Origin of the sequence: Pseudomonas sp. B6(2017), from assembly GCF_002112765.1 — a bacterium.
GTDB classification, from domain to species: domain Bacteria; phylum Pseudomonadota; class Gammaproteobacteria; order Pseudomonadales; family Pseudomonadaceae; genus Aquipseudomonas; species Aquipseudomonas piscis.
The window spans coordinates 46607-61431 of record NZ_NEIQ01000001.1; the positions used below are offsets into that span (position 1 = coordinate 46607).

Sequence of the window (14825 nt, forward strand, 5' to 3'; positions counted from 1 at the left end):
CGATAAGTGCTGAAATTTTTCGTGCTAATGGCGTTTCAGGCATTTTTGCCGCGACACTATGCCGCGGCAAAAATCGGTAAAAAGTCCCCTTAATGGGCCTCATCCCAGTTATTTCCCACCCCGACCTCTACCAATAGCGGTACATCCAGGGTCGCGGCGCCACTCATGTAACCGCGAATTTCCTCACGCACCTGGTCCACCAGGTCCTCGCGGACTTCCAGGACCAGTTCGTCGTGTACCTGGAGGATGACCCTGGCATCCAGGCCAGAGGCCTGCAGCCAATTGTCCACCGCCACCATGGCCTTCTTGATGATGTCCGCGGCGGTGCCTTGCATCGGCGCGTTGATCGCGGTGCGCTCGGCGCCCGCCCGCTCCTGGGGCTTGTTGGAGTTGATCTCCGGCAGGTACAGGCGACGGCCGAAGATGGTCTCCACGTAGCCCTGGTCGGCCGCCTGGGCGCGAGTGCGGTCCATGTACTCGCGCACCCCCGGATAGCGGGCGAAGTAGGTGTCGATATAGGCCTTGGCTTGCTTGGTCTCGACGCCGATGTCCTTGCCTAGCTTTTGCGCGCCCATGCCGTAGATCAGGCCGAAGTTGATGGCCTTGGCACTGCGGCGCTGCTCGGAAGTAACTTCCCCGAGTTCGACCTTGAACACTTCCGCGGCCGTGGCGGTGTGTACGTCCTGGTTGTTGCGAAAAGCGTTGAGCAGGCCTTCGTCCTGGGACAGGTGGGCCATGATCCGCAGCTCGATCTGCGAGTAGTCCGCCGCCAGCAGCTTGTACCCGGCCGGAGCGATGAAGGCCTGGCGGATACGCCGGCCCTCGGCGGTGCGCACCGGGATGTTCTGCAGGTTCGGATCGCTGGACGACAGGCGCCCGGTGGAAGCCACCGCCTGGTGATAGGAGGTGTGGATCCGCCCGGTACGCGGGTTGATCTGCTCCGGCAGGCGGTCGGTGTAGGTGCTCTTGAGCTTGCTCATGGAGCGGTACTGCATCAGCACCCGGGGTAGCGGGTAATCGTCCTCGGCCAGCTTGGCCAGGACCTCTTCGGCGGTGGATGGCTGGCCCTTGGCGGTCTTCTTCAGCACCGGCAGGCCCAGCTTGTCATAGAGGATGCTGCCCAACTGCTTGGGCGAGCCCAGGTTGAACTCCTCGCCGGCAATCGCGAAGGCCTCACGCTCCAGGGCCACCATCTTGTCGCCCAGCTCGATGCTCTGCACGCCCAGCAGCTTGTCATCCACCAGCGCGCCCTGGCGTTCGATGCGCGCCAACACCGGCACCAGCGGCATCTCGATATCGGTCAGCACGCTGGCCAGGCTCGGAATGGCGCTGAGTTTCTCGAACAGGGCCTGGTGCAGGCGCAGGGTCACGTCGGCGTCTTCGGCGGCGTAGGGGCCGGCCTGCTCCAGCGGTATCTGGTCGAACGTCAGCTGCTTGGCGCCCTTGCCGGCAATGTCCTGGAAACTCACCGTGGTGTGATCCAGGTACTTCTGCGCCAGGCTGTCCATGTCATGGCGGGTGGCGGTGGAATTGAGCACATAGGACTCGAGCATGGTATCGAAGGCCACGCCGCGCATGCTGATGCCATTGGCCGGGTCGCCACCGATGGCACAGTTGGCCAGGATGTTCATGTCGAACTTGGCGTGCTGGCCCACCTTGAGCAGCTTCGGGTCTTCCAGCAACGGCTTCAGGGCCAGCAGCACCGCGTCGCGATCCAGCTGCTGCGGTACATCGAGGTAGCTATGGGCCAGGGGGACATAGGCCGCCTCGCCCGCCTGGACCGCGAAGGACAGGCCCACCAGTTGCGCCTGCTGTGCATCGATGCCGGTGGTCTCGGTGTCGAAGGCGATCAGCTTGGCGCCCTTGAGCTTGTGCAGCCAGGCATCGAAACGCGCCTGCTCGAGGATGGTTTCGTACTGCAATTCCAGCGGCGCCTGCTCGGCCGCGGGTTGCTCAGCAGCGACCGGAGCCGCAGCCAAATCAAGCTCGACACGCTTGGCATCACGCTGCAGCTCGTCGAGCCAGCTCTTGAACTCCATCAGGCTGTAGAGCTCTGCCAGCTTCTCGCGGTCCGGCTCGCGCAGGTGCAGGTCATCCAGCCCCACCTCCAACGGTACGTCGACCTTGATGGTGGCCAGCTGGTAGGAAAGGAACGCCATTTCCTTGTGCTCTTCAAGCTTGGCCGGCAAGGTCTTGGCCCCGCGAATCGGCAGGGTAGGCACGATATCGAGTTGCTCGTAGAGCTCCTTGAGGCCGCCGTTGACCCCCACCAGCAAGCCCGAGGCGGTCTTCGGACCGATGCCCGGGACGCCCGGAATGTTGTCGGAGGAGTCGCCCATCAGCGCCAGGTAATCGATGATCTGCTCGGGAGCGACACCGAATTTCTCCTTCACGCCCTCCACGTCCATGCTGCTACCGGACATGGTGTTGACCAGGGTAATGTGCCCATCCACCAGCTGCGCCATGTCCTTGTCGCCGGTGGAGATGACCACCGGCCGGGACGCCGCCGCGCTGCTGCGGGCCAGGGTGCCGATCACATCGTCGGCCTCCACGCCCTCGACGCACAGCAGCGGGAAGCCCAGGGCGATCACGCTGGCGTGCAGGGGTTCGATCTGTACCCGCATGTCGTCCGGCATGCTCGGACGGTTGGCCTTGTACTCGGCGTACATTTCATCGCGGAAGGTTCCGCCCTTGGCGTCGAACACCACGGCGAAGGGGCTTTGCGGATACTGTTTGCGCAAGCTCTTGAGCATGTTCAGCACGCCCTTGACCGCGCCGGTCGGCATGCCTTTGGAGGTGGTCAGCGGCGGCAGCGCATGAAAGGCGCGGTACAGGTAGGACGAACCGTCCACCAGGATGAGGGGGGCTTGGCTCATGAGTAGGATCAACCTTTTGGGCGGGTCCGGCGCTAGAATAGCGGGACCGTTGACGACAAAGGGACAAGGTTATCATGCGCACACTAAATCGCTTGCTGCTGGCCGGCTTGATTGCAGTCTCCTCCATGGCAGCGATCGCCGCGGAAGACGCCCCTTCGGCCGACCCGGAAGTAACCATTCGCACGGAAGGCGACAAGACCATCCAGGAATACCGGCAAAATGGCTTCCTGTATGCGATCAAGGTCACGCCAAAAGGTGGCAAGCCCTACTTCCTGGTGCGCGCCGATGGCTCCGACGGCAACTTCATCCGTTCGGACCAGCCGGATATGCTGATCCCTTCGTGGAAAATCTTCGAGTGGTAAGCCACTCCCATTTCAACTCAATGGCGCCGTCTCGATAGCGGCGCCGGTACTGGCAGTTCTCAACCATGTCTGTGTTCACCCCCCTGGCTCGGCCCGAGCTGGAAACCTTTCTCGCCCCGTACGGGCTCGGCCGCCTGCTTGACTTCCAGGGGATTGCCGCTGGTAGCGAAAACACCAACTTCTTCATCAGCCTGGAACAGGGCGAGTTCGTCCTGACCCTGGTCGAGCGCGGTCCGGTCCAGGAAATGCCGTTCTTCATCGAACTGCTGGACGTACTGCACGAAGCCGACCTGCCGGTGCCCTACGCGCTGCGCACCACCGACGGCATCGCCCTGCGGGAACTGGCGGGCAAGCCGGCATTGCTGCAACCGCGCCTGGCCGGCAAGCACATCAAGCAGGCCAACGCCCAGCACTGCGTCCAGGTCGGCGAGCTGCTGGGCCACCTGCACGTGGCCACCAAGGACAACATGATCAAGCGCAAGACCGATCGTGGCCTGGACTGGATGCAGGAAGAGGGCGCCAAGCTGCTGCCGCGCCTGGACAGCACCGCCCAGGACCTGCTGCACCGTGCGCTGCAAGAGATCGTCGAACAGAGGGCCAGGATCCTCGCCCTGCCGCGGGCCAACATCCACGCCGACCTGTTCCGCGACAACGCCATGTTCGAAGGCACCCACCTGACCGGCCTGATCGACTTCTACAACGCCTGCTCGGGACCGATGCTGTATGACGTGGCCATCGCCCTGAACGATTGGTGCTCCGATGCCCAAGGGGTACTCGACGGCCAGCGTGCCCGGGCCCTGCTGGGTGCCTATGCGGCCCTGCGGCCATTCACCGCCGCCGAGGCCGAGCTGTGGCCAACCATCCTGCGGGTAGCCTGCGTGCGCTTCTGGCTGTCGCGCCTGATCGCCGCCGAGACCTTCGCCGGCCAGGACGTACTGATTCACGATCCGATGGAGTTCCAGCGCTACCTGGCCCAGCGCCAGCAGGTCAGCGTGGCCCTGCCGTTCGCCCTCTGAAACGCTTCGCGGGCCAGCCGCCCCTGCCATGAACGAGCAGGAGCGGACTGGCCCGCGAAGGATGAAGCCTGTGCAGGAAACCGGGTTACAGATGCTCCAGGCAACCGGCCAGGTCGTTGCCGAGTTTCTCCAGCACCTGTTCATAGCCTGTGGCGGAGGCCGGGGTATAGCCACCCAGGGCATCCAGCTCGGCCAGCTTCACCGGCAGCCCGGCCACCAGGGTTTCTGCCAGGCGCGGACGCAGGGGCGGCTCGCTGAACACGCAAGTCTTGCCCACCTGCTGCAGGCGTGCGCGCATGGCCGCGACGTGCTGGGCCCCCGGTTGCACCTCGGCAGCGACGCTGAACACCCCGGTGTGCTTGAGGCCATAGGCGTCCTCGAAATAGTCGAAGGCTTCATGGAAGACGAAATACGGCTTGCCGGCGATGCCAGCCAAGCGCGCCTTCAAGCGGGTATCCAGGGCGTCCAGGCGCTCGCTGAAGGCTTTCAGGTTGTCCTGGTAGCGCGCGGCGTTGGCCGGGTCGGCGGCGCTCAGGTCGGCCGCCATGCGAGTGGCGATCACCCGGGCGTTGACCGGCGACAACCAGAGGTGGGCGTCCAGGGTGCCAGGGCGATGATCGTGGTCATGCTCGTTGGCCTCCTCGGCGTGGGAGTGGCTGTCTTCGGTAAAATGCCGCAGCTTCATGCCTGGTAGGTCCTGTACCGCCACCGAGGGCAGGCTGCGGCCCTTCAAGACACGCGGCAGGAAGCCTTCCATGTCCGGGCCGATCCAGTACAAGAGATCCACGCTCTGCACCTTGCGCACATCGGATGGGCGCAACGCATAGTTGTGCGGCGAGGCCCCCGGCGGCAGCAACACCTCGGGAATCGCCACGCCCTCCTGCACGGCCGTGGCGATCAATTGCAGCGGCTTGATGCTGGTCAACACCCGGACCTCGGCCTGGGCCGAACCGATCGCGAACAAGCTGAAGGTAAAAGCGACAAAAAGACGAAAAAGTCGGGGCACGATGGACACTCGAAGAGGCGATAACGGGTAACATAATAACGTCTCTCACCACCCTCGTCGCCGCTCATGCCTAAAACACCCCTCGCCAGCCGACCACACGACCACTCTCACTGCGTGCACAACGCACTGTCTGAGGCCGATGCCCTGTGCACGCGGCAGGGCCTGCGCCTGACCGCCCTGCGGCGGCGGGTGCTGGAGCTGGTCTGGCAAAGCCACAAGCCCCTGGGCGCCTATGACATCCTCGCGGTACTCAGCGAGCAGGATGGCCGCCGCGCCGCGCCGCCGACCGTCTATCGGGCGCTGGACTTCCTCCTGGAAAACGGCCTGGTGCACCGCATCGCCTCGCTCAACGCCTTCGTCGGCTGCAACCACCCGGAACACGCCCACCAGGGCCAGTTCCTGATCTGCCGCGAATGCCACGCGGCCATCGAGCTCGAGCAGAAATCCATCAGCGACGCGATCATCGGCAGCGCCCGCGAGGTCGGCTTCGTGGTCGAAGGCCAGACCGTGGAAGTGGTCGGACTCTGCTCGGGCTGCCAGGGGGCTTGATGAGCACTGCATTGATCCGCCTCGAGCAGGTCGGGGTGACCTTTGCCGGGCAGCCGGTGCTGGACAACATCCAGCTCAGCGTCGAACCCGGGCAGATCGTCACCCTGATCGGCCCCAATGGCGCCGGCAAGACTACCCTGGTGCGTGCCGTGCTCGGCCTGCTCAAGCCCGATACCGGCAGCGTCTGGCGCAAGCCCCGGCTGCGGGTGGGCTACATGCCGCAAAAGCTCCATGTCGACCCGACCCTGCCGCTGTCGGTGCTGCGCTTCCTGCGCCTGGTACCCGGGGTAGACCGCGCCCGGGCCCTGGCGGCACTCAAGGAAGTGGGCGCCGAGCAGGTGATCGACAGCCCGGTGCAAAGCATTTCCGGCGGCGAGATGCAGCGCGTGCTGCTGGCCCGGGCGCTGCTGCGCGAGCCTGAGCTGCTGGTCCTCGACGAGCCGGTTCAGGGTGTCGACGTGGCCGGCCAGGCCGAGCTCTACAGCCTGATCACCCGCCTGCGCGACCGCCATGGCTGCGGCGTGCTGATGGTCTCCCACGACCTGCACCTGGTGATGAGCACCACCGACCAGGTGGTCTGCCTCAACCGCCATGTCTGCTGCTCCGGGCACCCGGAGCAGGTCAGTGGCGATCCGGCCTTCGTCGAGCTGTTCGGCAAGAACGCACCGAGCCTGGCGATCTACCACCATCATCATGACCACGCCCACGACCTGCACGGCTCGGTGGTGGTCCAGCCCCATGTCCACGGAGAAAACTGCAAGCATGGCTGATTTCCTGCTGTACGCCCTGCTCGCAGGTTTGTCCCTGGCACTGGTCGCCGGCCCCCTGGGCTCCTTCGTGGTCTGGCGGCGCATGGCCTATTTCGGCGACACCCTGTCCCATGCCGCGCTACTGGGCGTCGCCCTGGGGTTCCTGCTGGATGTCAGCCCGGCTGTGGCGGTCACCGTCGGCTGCCTGTTGCTGGCGGTGCTGCTGGTCACCCTGCAACAGCGCCAGCCCCTGGCATCCGACACGCTGCTGGGGATTCTTGCACCCAGCACCCTGTCCCTGGGCCTGGTGGTACTAAGCTTCATGCATGAGGTGCGCATCGACCTGATGGCCTACCTGTTCGGCGACCTGTTGGCGATCAGCCCCGGCGACCTGGCCTGGATCCTCGGCGGCAGCGCCGCTGTACTGTTGCTGCTGGTGGCGCTGTGGCGGCCATTGCTGGCCATCACCGTGCACGAGGAACTGGCCAAGGTCGAAGGGCTGCCCGTGGCCTCGCTGCGCATGACCTTGATGCTGCTGATCGCGGTGGTGATCGCCGTGGCGATGAAGATCGTCGGGGTGCTGCTGATCACCTCCCTGCTGATCATCCCGGCCGCTGCGGCACAGCGTCACGCCCGCTCGCCGGAGCAGATGGCCCTTGGCGCCAGCCTGCTGGGCATGCTGGCCGTGGGCGGCGGGCTGGCGTTGTCCTGGTTCAAGGACACCCCGGCCGGGCCGTCGATCGTGGTCACGGCGGCCGCACTGTTTCTGCTGAGTTTTGTTCTGCCCCGTCGAGGGGTGTAGACTTGCTCGCTTTTTGCGCAATTAGAGAGTCGCAGGAATGAAGCCGTTCGCCTCCCGTTATCTGCTCCTTGTCGCATTTTCCCTGCTGCTGGGAGCCTGCCAAAGCACGCCACCGGCGGCCACCGAGGTCCCCGATGCGCGGGCCACGGCCATCGCACAGCTGCAACAAAGCATCGCCAGCAACGAACTGGCGACCGCCGAGGACCAGCTCGCCGCGATGCAGGGGCAAACGCCGGACGATCCGCAATTGGTGCAGTACCAGCGCCAGTTGGCCGAGGCCTATCTGCAACGCAGCCAGATCGTCCTGCAAAAAGGCGATGTGAATGCCGCGGCCACCGCCTTGAGCCGTGCCCGGGCGCTGATGCCCAAGGCGCCGGCGCTGACCGGCGGGGTCAACAGCGCCATCGCCCACGCCCGCAAGGCCGAGCTGGACAAGGCCGAGGCCGCGCTGAAGGCTGCTGAAGCACGCCCTGCCGCCAAGTTGATCGACCCCTCGGCGCCCAGCACCACCATCGCCCTGAACGTCACCGACATTCGCAAGCTGCGCCGGCAGCTCGATGCCTTGGCCGCGGATGTGGTGAATTACCAGTGCGATGTGACCATCCAGGTACCGCGCCGCGAAGACTACCCCTGGCTCTCGACCCTGCTGGGCAAGCGGGTGAAGAAGCTCGACCCCGACTTCCAGCAGAAGATCAGCCGGCAGATCGTGCGCCATGTGCCGGCGCAAATGGTCCTGACCCCACGCCAGGCGCAATGACCGTTTCCGGCAGCCCGCAGGCTGCCGGCAACCACCTCAGGCCGGGATCGCCCTGGCCCTGGGTTCGCGACTCCACACCCGATGCTGGGCGATAGCGGCGAAGAACGCTTTCAGGGCCTTGGCATCGCCACCGACGATCAGGCCCTCGTCCACCTCCAACCCAAGTACCTGCAACAACTCCCGGGCTTCGCCATGCAAGGCGATGGCCTTCAGGTGCCGATAGGCCTCGAGCAGGTAGTGCAGGGCCACTCCATCGCCCGCCAGGGCCTTGATCGACTGGGCGCCACCCGGCACGAACACGGCGTCAAACGCCACCGACGGCAAACCCTCCATCGAGGCATCCACTGCCAATACCTTGCCTTGGGCGCTCGTCACCGCCGCCGAGGTCGGTCCCAGCAGCTTGGCATGGGCCCCTTCGGCCTTGAGCGCCTTTTGCAGCGCAGCGACCGCCGTGCCGTCGACACCATTGGCCACCAGCACTGCGACCTTGCGAGTCTTGATGTCTCCGGATAACAAATTGGCCTGGCTCAGGGCCGGCGAGCGCGACAGCGACATCTTGCGCTCGGCCACCGTGCCCTTGGTCGGGACCGGCAAGCCGAGGTTCTCGGCCACCCGCCTGGCCAGCTGCAAATCGATGTTGGCCAGGATCTGCTGCACCTGCCGCTCGCGAATCTGCGGCCGGTCGACCTTGCCCAGCTCGAAGCTGTAGGCGGCGATGATGTGCTCCTGCTCATGCTTGCTCATGCTGTTGTAGAACAGCCGCGCCTGGGAAAAGTGATCGCTGAAAGACTCGCTGCGCTGGCGGATCTTGTGCGCATCGATGCGCTCGTTGTAGCTCTCGAAACCGCCGTTTTCCGGTGCCGGAGGGGTCTCCCTGGGCCAGCCGCCATCGATCGAGTTGGGCTCGTAGGAAGCCCGCCCCTTGTCGATGGTGGAGCGATGCATGGCGTCGCGCTGGCTGTTGTGGAACGGCGCTACCGGCCGGTTGATCGGCAGCTCGTGGAAGTTGGGCCCGCCCAGGCGGCTGATCTGGGTATCGGTGTAGGAAAACAGCCGGCCCTGCAGCAATGGGTCATTGGAAAAGTCGATGCCGGGCACGATATGCCCAGGACAGAACGCCACCTGCTCGGTCTCGGCGAAGAAGTTGTCCGGGTTGCGATTGAGCACCATCTTGCCCAGCGGCGTGATGGGCACCAGCTCTTCGGGAATCAGCTTGGTCGGATCGAGGATGTCGAACTCGAACTTGTGCTCGTCTTCCTCGGCGATGACCTGCACGCCCAGCTCCCATTCCGGGTAGTCGCCGATCTCGATGGCCTCCCAGAGATCACGGCGGTGGAAATCGGTGTCCTTGCCCGCCAGCTTCTGCGCCTCGTCCCAGAGCAGCGAGCAAGTGCCCACCGATGGATGCCAGTGGAACTTGACGAAGTGCGAGCGTCCTTCGGCGTTGATCAAGCGGAAGCTGTGCACGCCAAAACCCTGCATGCTGCGCAGGCTCTTGGGAATCGCCCGGTCGGACATGGCCCAGATGACCATGTGCGCCGACTCCGGCACCAGCGAGACGAAGTCCCAGAAGGTGTCGTGGGCCGAACCGCCGGTGGGCATCTCGTTGTGCGGCTCGGGCTTCACCGCATGCACGAAGTCGGGGAACTTGATCGCGTCCTGGATGAAGAACACCGGCATGTTGTTGCCCACCAGGTCGAAGTTGCCCTCGTCGGTGAAGAACTTCACCGCAAAGCCGCGCACGTCACGCACGGTATCGCCGGAGCCTCTCGGCCCCTGGACCGTGGAAAAGCGCACGAACACGGGTGTTTTTTTCCCCGGATCACGCAGGAAACCGGCCTTGGTCAGCGCCGAATGGTTGGCATAACTCTGGAAATAACCATGGGCGCCAGTGCCTCGGGCATGGACGATGCGCTCGGGAATCCGCTCGTGGTCGAAGTGGGTGATCTTCTCCCGCATGATGAAGTCTTCGAGCAGCGAAGGGCCGCGGGCACCGGCTTTCAGGGTGTTCTGGTTATCGGCGATCTTCACTCCCTGGTTGGTGCGCAGGGCCTGCCCGGTGGCGTCGCTGCGAAACCGCTCCAGGCTCTCGAGCTTGGCGTTGCTGTTGCCCCGGTCCAGGGTGTCGGTCCCCGCTGCCTGGCTGTTCGGGCTGGTGGTTTTCTTGGTACTCATCAGACACATACTCCTCGTTGGCGAAACCCTGGCGTGCCAGGGCTTCGCGGGCGGATGCGCCGAGGCACGGCACCTGGGCGCTTTCGAGTGGCTTAGGTAGTGACCGGGGAGTCGCCACGAGCGTTCCTTTTTTATGACCTTTGATCGCGTTATTGCCAAATGGCAGGATGATTACGAAATAAATGCTAAGAACCTCTATACGGACAGGCTAAAATGCGCGCCCGGCTAACCGCTGACCCCTTTCTAACGCGCCTCACAAGGTTCGCTACGTGATCGAGTTTCAAAACGTCCATAAAACCTACCGGGTCGCCGGTAGGGATATTCCCGCGCTGCACCCGACCAGTCTTCGGGTCGAGGCTGGCCAGGTCTTTGGCCTGATCGGCCATTCCGGCGCGGGCAAGAGCACCCTGCTGCGCCTGATCAACCGCCTGGAAAACCCCAGCGGCGGCAGGATCATCGTCGACAACGAGGAAATCACCGCGCTGGACGCCGGCGGCCTGCGCCGCTTCCGCCAGCAGGTCGGGATGATCTTCCAGCACTTCAACCTGCTGGCCTCCAAGACCGTGGCCGATAACGTGGCCCTGCCGCTGCAGCTCTCCGGCGAGCTGTCGCGGACCGAGATCGACCAGCGCGTCACCGAACTGCTGGCCCGCGTGGGCCTGGCCGACCATGCACGCAAGTACCCGGCGCAGTTGTCCGGCGGCCAGAAGCAGCGCGTCGGCATCGCCCGCGCCCTGGCCACCAAGCCCAAGATCCTGCTGTGCGACGAGGCCACCAGCGCCCTGGACCCACAGACCACGGCCTCGGTCCTGCAACTGCTGGCCGAGATCAACCGCGAGCTGAAGCTGACCATCGTCCTGATCACCCACGAGATGGACGTGATCCGTCGCGTCTGCGACCAGGTGGCGGTGATGGACGCCGGCACGATCGTCGAGCAAGGCGATGTGGCCCAGGTGTTCCTGCATCCCAAGCACCCGACCACCAAGCGCTTCGTCCAGGAAGACGAGCAGGTCGACGAGAACGAACAGCGCGATGACTTCGCCCATGTACCGGGACGCATCGTGCGCCTGACCTTCCAGGGCGAGTCCACCTATGCACCGCTGCTGGGCACCGTGGCCCGGGAGACGGGGGTCGACTACAGCATCCTTGCCGGACGCATCGACCGCATCAAGAACACCCCTTACGGGCAACTGACCCTGGCCATCACCGGCGGCGACATGGAAGCGGCCTTCGCCCGCTTCACCGCGGCGGATGTCCACATGGAGGTGCTGCGCTGATGCAAGGCCTACTGAGTTACTTCGACAACATCGACTGGGTCGACATCGGCATCGCCACCAGCGACACCATGATCATGCTCAGCACATCCCTGTTTTTCACCGTACTGGTGGGCTTGCCGCTGGGAGTCCTGCTGTTCCTGTGCAGCCCCAAGCAGCTACTGGAGCAGAAAGGCGTGTATTCGGTGCTGGGCTTCGTGGTCAACGCCATCCGCTCATTGCCATTCATCATCCTGCTGATCGTGATGATCCCCACCACCATCCTGATCACCGGCACCTCCCTGGGAGTGGCTGGCGCGATCCCGCCGCTGGTGGTGGGAGCCTCGACCTTCTTCGCCCGCCTTGTGGAAACCGCACTGCGCGAAGTGGACCGGGGCATCATCGAGGCGACCCAGGCCATGGGCGCCACGACCCGGCAGATCATCATGAACGCCCTGCTGCCAGAAGCCCGTCCGGGCATCATCGCGGCCATCACCGTCACCGCCATCGCCCTGGTCGGCTATACCGCCATGGCCGGCGTGGTGGGTGCGGGGGGCCTGGGCGACCTGGCCATTCGTTATGGCTACCAGCGTTTCCAGGATGATGTGATGTCGGTCACCGTGGTGCTGCTGATCGTGCTGGTTCAGGTTCTGCAGATCATCGGCGATAAGCTGGTAGTGCACTTTTCCCGTAAATAAACGCAATCGCCGGCTGGCCGGCAGGCGCCCGGGGTCGGGCGACTTACAAGGAGCTTGTTCGATGAAAAAACTACTCGTCGCTTTCGCAGCCGTGGCCGCGTTCTCCGCGCATGCCGCCCAAACCCTGACCGTGGCTGCCACGCCAGTGCCCCACGCCGAGATCCTGGAGTTCGTCAAACCGGCCCTGGCCAAGGAAGGCGTGGACCTGAAGGTCAAGGTCTTCACCGACTACGTACAGCCCAACGTGCAGGTAGCCGAAAAGCGCCTGGATGCCAACTTCTTCCAGCACCAGCCGTACCTGGATGAGTTCAACAAGGCCAAGGGCACCCAGCTGGTGAGCGTCGCCGGCGTGCACGTCGAGCCCCTGGGCGCCTACTCGAGCAAATACAAGCAACTGTCGGAGCTGCCCAACGGCGCCACCGTGGTCGTGCCCAACGACGCCACCAACGGCGGCCGCGCCCTGTTGCTGCTGGACAAGGCCGGCGTGATCAAGCTCAAGGACGCCAACAACATCCTGGCCACCGTCAAGGACATCAGCGAGAACACCAAGGGCCTGAAATTCCGCGAGCTGGAAGCCGCCACCATCCCGCGCGTGCTGACCCAGGTCGACCTGGCCCTGATCAACACCAACTACGCCCTGGAAGCCAAGCTGGATCCGGCCAAGGACGCCCTGGTGATCGAAGGCAAGGACTCGCCTTACGTGAACATCCTGGTGGCCCGTGCTGACGACAAGGACTCGGACGCCATGAAGAAGCTGGTTGCCGCCCTGCACAGCCCAGAGGTGAAGAAGTTCATCGAAGAGAAGTACAAGGGCGCGATCGTGCCGGCGTTCTGATCGACTCGCAGAAACAGCAACGGGGCGCCTTGGGGCGCCCCGTTGCGTTTCAGGCATTGCACCGGCGGCGTGTAGCCGCATCCTGAAGTCCCGGCACGCTTCGTGTAGCCGCTGCCGAAGGCTGCGCACGGCCTCGCAGAGGACGCGACCTGGGGATCCTGAAGGCGCTGCACGCCTTGGCACAGCCTGCGGCAGCGGCTACAGGGCAAGCATTACTTGCGTTGCACCATCGCCGGTAGTTGGGCCACCAGCTTCTGGTTGTTCAATGGCGCGCGGATGAAGCCACGCTGGTTGCCGTCCGGGCCGATCACCGCCAGGTTGCCGCTGTGGTCCACGGTGTAGTTGGGCTTGCTGGTGTCGGCGGGGATGAAGGGAATGCTCACGGCATTGGCGAGCTTCTGCAGGTCTTCCACCGAAGAGGCGGTCAGGCCCTTGAAGTCCTTGTCGAAGTAACCCAGGTACTGCTTGAGCTGCTGTGGGGTATCGCGGTTGGGGTCGACGCTGACCAGCACCACCTGCATCTGGTCCACCACCTCCTTGGGCAGTTCGCTCTTGATCTGGCGCAGCTGGGCCAGGGTGGTGGGGCAGATGTCCGGGCAGAAGGTGTAGCCGAAGAACAGCAGCGACCACTTGCCCTTGAGCTCGTCCACCACTACTGGCTGGCCATCCTGGTCGAGCATCTTCACCGCAGGCAGGGTGCGGCTCTGGGGCAGCATGATGATACCGGCGTCGATCAGCGCGGTAGGGTCGCCCTGGCCTTTGCCGGACAGGACTTTGTTGACGGTCAGGCCCAGGATCAGGGCTACCACGGCAACGAGGATGAAGACGGTTTTCTGGGTTCTGGTCATAGGTTCAACAGTAGGTAGTGGTCTACGAGCAAGGCGATGAACAGCAGGAACAAGTAATAGATAGAGTACTTGAAGGTATCGATCGCCGCGTGTGGTCGAGTGCCACGGTACAGCACCCACGCCCATTGCAGGAAGCGTCCGCCCAGGATCAGGGCACAGGCCAGGTACAGCACGCCGCTCATGTGGATCACGAAGGGCAGCAGGCTCACCGCCAGCAGGGCGAAGGTGTAGAGCAGGATATGCACCTTGGTGTACTGCTCGCCGTGGGTCACCGGCAGCATCGGGATATCGGCCTTGGCGTATTCCTCCTTGCGATGGATGGCCAGGGCCCAGAAATGCGGTGGGGTCCAGGCGAAGATGATCAGCACCAGCAACAGCGGCTCGGCGCTCAGGTGGCCAGTGGCGGCGACCCAGCCCAACAGCGGCGGGGCGGCGCCCGCCAAACCGCCGATGACGATGTTCTGCGGCGTCGCGCGCTTGAGAAAGCCGGTGTAGACCACTGCATAACCCAGCAGCGAAGCCAGGGTCAGCCAGGCCGTGAGCGGGTTGGTGAAGGCCAGCAGCAACGCCTGCCCGGCCAGGGCCAAAAGCAGGGCGAAGGCCAGGGCGGCCCGGGGCGAGACCCGGCCCTCGGCCAGTGGACGCTTGTGGGTGCGGGCCATCTGCGCATCGATGCGCCGATCCACCACATGGTTGACTGCCGCCGCGCCTCCCGCGCACAGGCCGATGCCCAGGTTGCCGAACACCAGCACGGTCCAGGGCACCCCGGCCCGGGTGGCGAGGAACATGCCCACCAGGGAGGTGATCAGCATCAGCACCACCACCTTGGGCTTGGTCAGTTCCAGGTAATCGCGCCATAGCGCCTGGGGGTGCTGGCGGGTGCCGATCAGAGTCGCCAT

Annotated in this window: 14 protein-coding genes; 9 read left to right on the forward strand and 5 right to left on the reverse strand. The window is 64.4% G+C overall.

Going from position 1 to position 14825, the window contains the following annotated elements; translation table 11 throughout:
• Positions 1 to 89 precede the first annotated feature (89 nt).
• The gene (gene polA, locus CAG11_RS00230; RefSeq protein WP_085593923.1) at positions 90 to 2876 is read right to left on the reverse strand and encodes a DNA polymerase I; all 2787 of its coding nucleotides are present in this window, start codon (positions 2874 to 2876) and stop codon (positions 90 to 92) included.
• Positions 2877 to 2950: 74 nt separating this feature from the next.
• Here polA and CAG11_RS00235 point away from each other — a divergent pair, with 74 nt between their 5' ends.
• Positions 2951 to 3238 (forward strand): DUF2782 domain-containing protein, encoded by a 288-nt coding sequence (locus tag CAG11_RS00235; RefSeq protein WP_031320877.1) that lies wholly within the window; start codon positions 2951 to 2953, stop codon positions 3236 to 3238.
• 65 nt (positions 3239 to 3303) lie between these two features.
• Positions 3304 to 4254 carry a homoserine kinase gene (locus tag CAG11_RS00240; RefSeq protein WP_053137914.1) on the forward strand — a complete coding sequence of 317 codons (951 nt, stop codon included), beginning with the start codon at positions 3304 to 3306 and terminating at the stop codon, positions 4252 to 4254.
• A gap of 85 nt (positions 4255 to 4339) precedes the next feature.
• Here CAG11_RS00240 and CAG11_RS00245 read toward each other — a convergent pair whose 3' ends face one another.
• Entirely contained in the window at positions 4340 to 5260 is a 921-nt protein-coding gene (locus CAG11_RS00245; RefSeq protein WP_085593925.1) for a zinc ABC transporter substrate-binding protein, read from the reverse strand.
• Positions 5261 to 5326: 66 nt separating this feature from the next.
• Here CAG11_RS00245 and zur point away from each other — a divergent pair, with 66 nt between their 5' ends.
• From zur to CAG11_RS00265, 4 genes are read left to right on the forward strand one after another with little or no spacing between them, the layout of a single operon-like run.
• Entirely contained in the window at positions 5327 to 5809 is a 483-nt protein-coding gene (gene zur, locus CAG11_RS00250) for a zinc uptake transcriptional repressor Zur (protein ID WP_031320873.1), read from the forward strand.
• On the forward strand, positions 5809 to 6579 hold the full coding sequence (gene znuC / locus CAG11_RS00255) for a zinc ABC transporter ATP-binding protein ZnuC (protein WP_022642274.1): 771 nt from the start codon (positions 5809 to 5811) through the stop codon (positions 6577 to 6579). The genes zur and znuC overlap by 1 nt, the downstream gene beginning before the upstream one ends.
• The gene (gene znuB / locus CAG11_RS00260) at positions 6572 to 7360 is read left to right on the forward strand and encodes a zinc ABC transporter permease subunit ZnuB (protein WP_022642273.1); all 789 of its coding nucleotides are present in this window, start codon (positions 6572 to 6574) and stop codon (positions 7358 to 7360) included. The genes znuC and znuB overlap by 8 nt, the downstream gene beginning before the upstream one ends.
• Positions 7361 to 7397: 37 nt before the next feature.
• Positions 7398 to 8117 (forward strand): PA5502 family lipoprotein, encoded by a 720-nt coding sequence (locus CAG11_RS00265; RefSeq protein WP_022642272.1) that lies wholly within the window; start codon positions 7398 to 7400, stop codon positions 8115 to 8117.
• 36 nt (positions 8118 to 8153) lie between these two features.
• On the opposite strand, the gene katE is transcribed toward CAG11_RS00265, so the two are convergent.
• Positions 8154 to 10451 (reverse strand): catalase HPII, encoded by a 2298-nt coding sequence (gene katE / locus CAG11_RS00270; RefSeq protein WP_256578550.1) that lies wholly within the window; start codon positions 10449 to 10451, stop codon positions 8154 to 8156.
• A 110-nt stretch (positions 10452 to 10561) separates the two neighbouring features.
• Between katE and CAG11_RS00275 the strand changes: the two genes are divergently transcribed.
• The 3 genes from CAG11_RS00275 to CAG11_RS00285 all read left to right on the forward strand — a co-directional run bounded on the left by CAG11_RS00275 (position 10562) and on the right by CAG11_RS00285 (position 13078).
• Positions 10562 to 11569, forward strand: a complete 1008-nt coding sequence (locus CAG11_RS00275) for a methionine ABC transporter ATP-binding protein (RefSeq protein WP_085593929.1) — start codon at positions 10562 to 10564, stop codon at positions 11567 to 11569.
• Entirely contained in the window at positions 11569 to 12243 is a 675-nt protein-coding gene (locus CAG11_RS00280) for a methionine ABC transporter permease (RefSeq protein ID WP_085593931.1), read from the forward strand. Before CAG11_RS00275 ends, CAG11_RS00280 begins: the two co-directional genes overlap by 1 nt.
• A gap of 61 nt (positions 12244 to 12304) precedes the next feature.
• Positions 12305 to 13078 carry a MetQ/NlpA family ABC transporter substrate-binding protein gene (locus CAG11_RS00285; protein WP_022642268.1) on the forward strand — a complete coding sequence of 258 codons (774 nt, stop codon included), beginning with the start codon at positions 12305 to 12307 and terminating at the stop codon, positions 13076 to 13078.
• A gap of 212 nt (positions 13079 to 13290) precedes the next feature.
• On the opposite strand, the gene CAG11_RS00290 is transcribed toward CAG11_RS00285, so the two are convergent.
• Together CAG11_RS00290 and cyoE are read right to left on the reverse strand one after the other, a co-directional pair.
• Positions 13291 to 13926, reverse strand: coding sequence for an SCO family protein (locus CAG11_RS00290; protein WP_022642267.1), 636 nt, complete (start codon positions 13924 to 13926; stop codon positions 13291 to 13293).
• Complete coding sequence (cyoE, locus tag CAG11_RS00295) at positions 13923 to 14825, reverse strand: heme o synthase (protein WP_085593933.1); 903 nt, start codon at positions 14823 to 14825, stop codon at positions 13923 to 13925. Before cyoE ends, CAG11_RS00290 begins: the two co-directional genes overlap by 4 nt.

Bases quoted from the DNA above. Each gene is read 5' to 3' on its own strand.
- polA (WP_085593923.1), bottom strand. From the start codon at position 2,876: ATGAGCCAAGCCCCCCTCATCCTGGTGGACGGTTCGTCCTACCTGTAC.
- CAG11_RS00235 (WP_031320877.1), top strand. From the start codon at position 2,951: ATGCGCACACTAAATCGCTTGCTGCTGGCCGGCTTGATTGCAGTCTCC.
- CAG11_RS00240 (WP_053137914.1), top strand. From the start codon at position 3,304: ATGTCTGTGTTCACCCCCCTGGCTCGGCCCGAGCTGGAAACCTTTCTC.
- zur (WP_031320873.1), top strand. From the start codon at position 5,327: ATGCCTAAAACACCCCTCGCCAGCCGACCACACGACCACTCTCACTGC.
- znuC (WP_022642274.1), top strand. From the start codon at position 5,809: ATGAGCACTGCATTGATCCGCCTCGAGCAGGTCGGGGTGACCTTTGCC.
- znuB (WP_022642273.1), top strand. From the start codon at position 6,572: ATGGCTGATTTCCTGCTGTACGCCCTGCTCGCAGGTTTGTCCCTGGCA.
- CAG11_RS00265 (WP_022642272.1), top strand. From the start codon at position 7,398: ATGAAGCCGTTCGCCTCCCGTTATCTGCTCCTTGTCGCATTTTCCCTG.
- CAG11_RS00280 (WP_085593931.1), top strand. From the start codon at position 11,569: ATGCAAGGCCTACTGAGTTACTTCGACAACATCGACTGGGTCGACATC.
- CAG11_RS00285 (WP_022642268.1), top strand. From the start codon at position 12,305: ATGAAAAAACTACTCGTCGCTTTCGCAGCCGTGGCCGCGTTCTCCGCG.
- CAG11_RS00290 (WP_022642267.1), bottom strand. From the start codon at position 13,926: ATGACCAGAACCCAGAAAACCGTCTTCATCCTCGTTGCCGTGGTAGCC.
- cyoE (WP_085593933.1), bottom strand. From the start codon at position 14,825: ATGGCGACTCTGATCGGCACCCGCCAGCACCCCCAGGCGCTATGGCGC.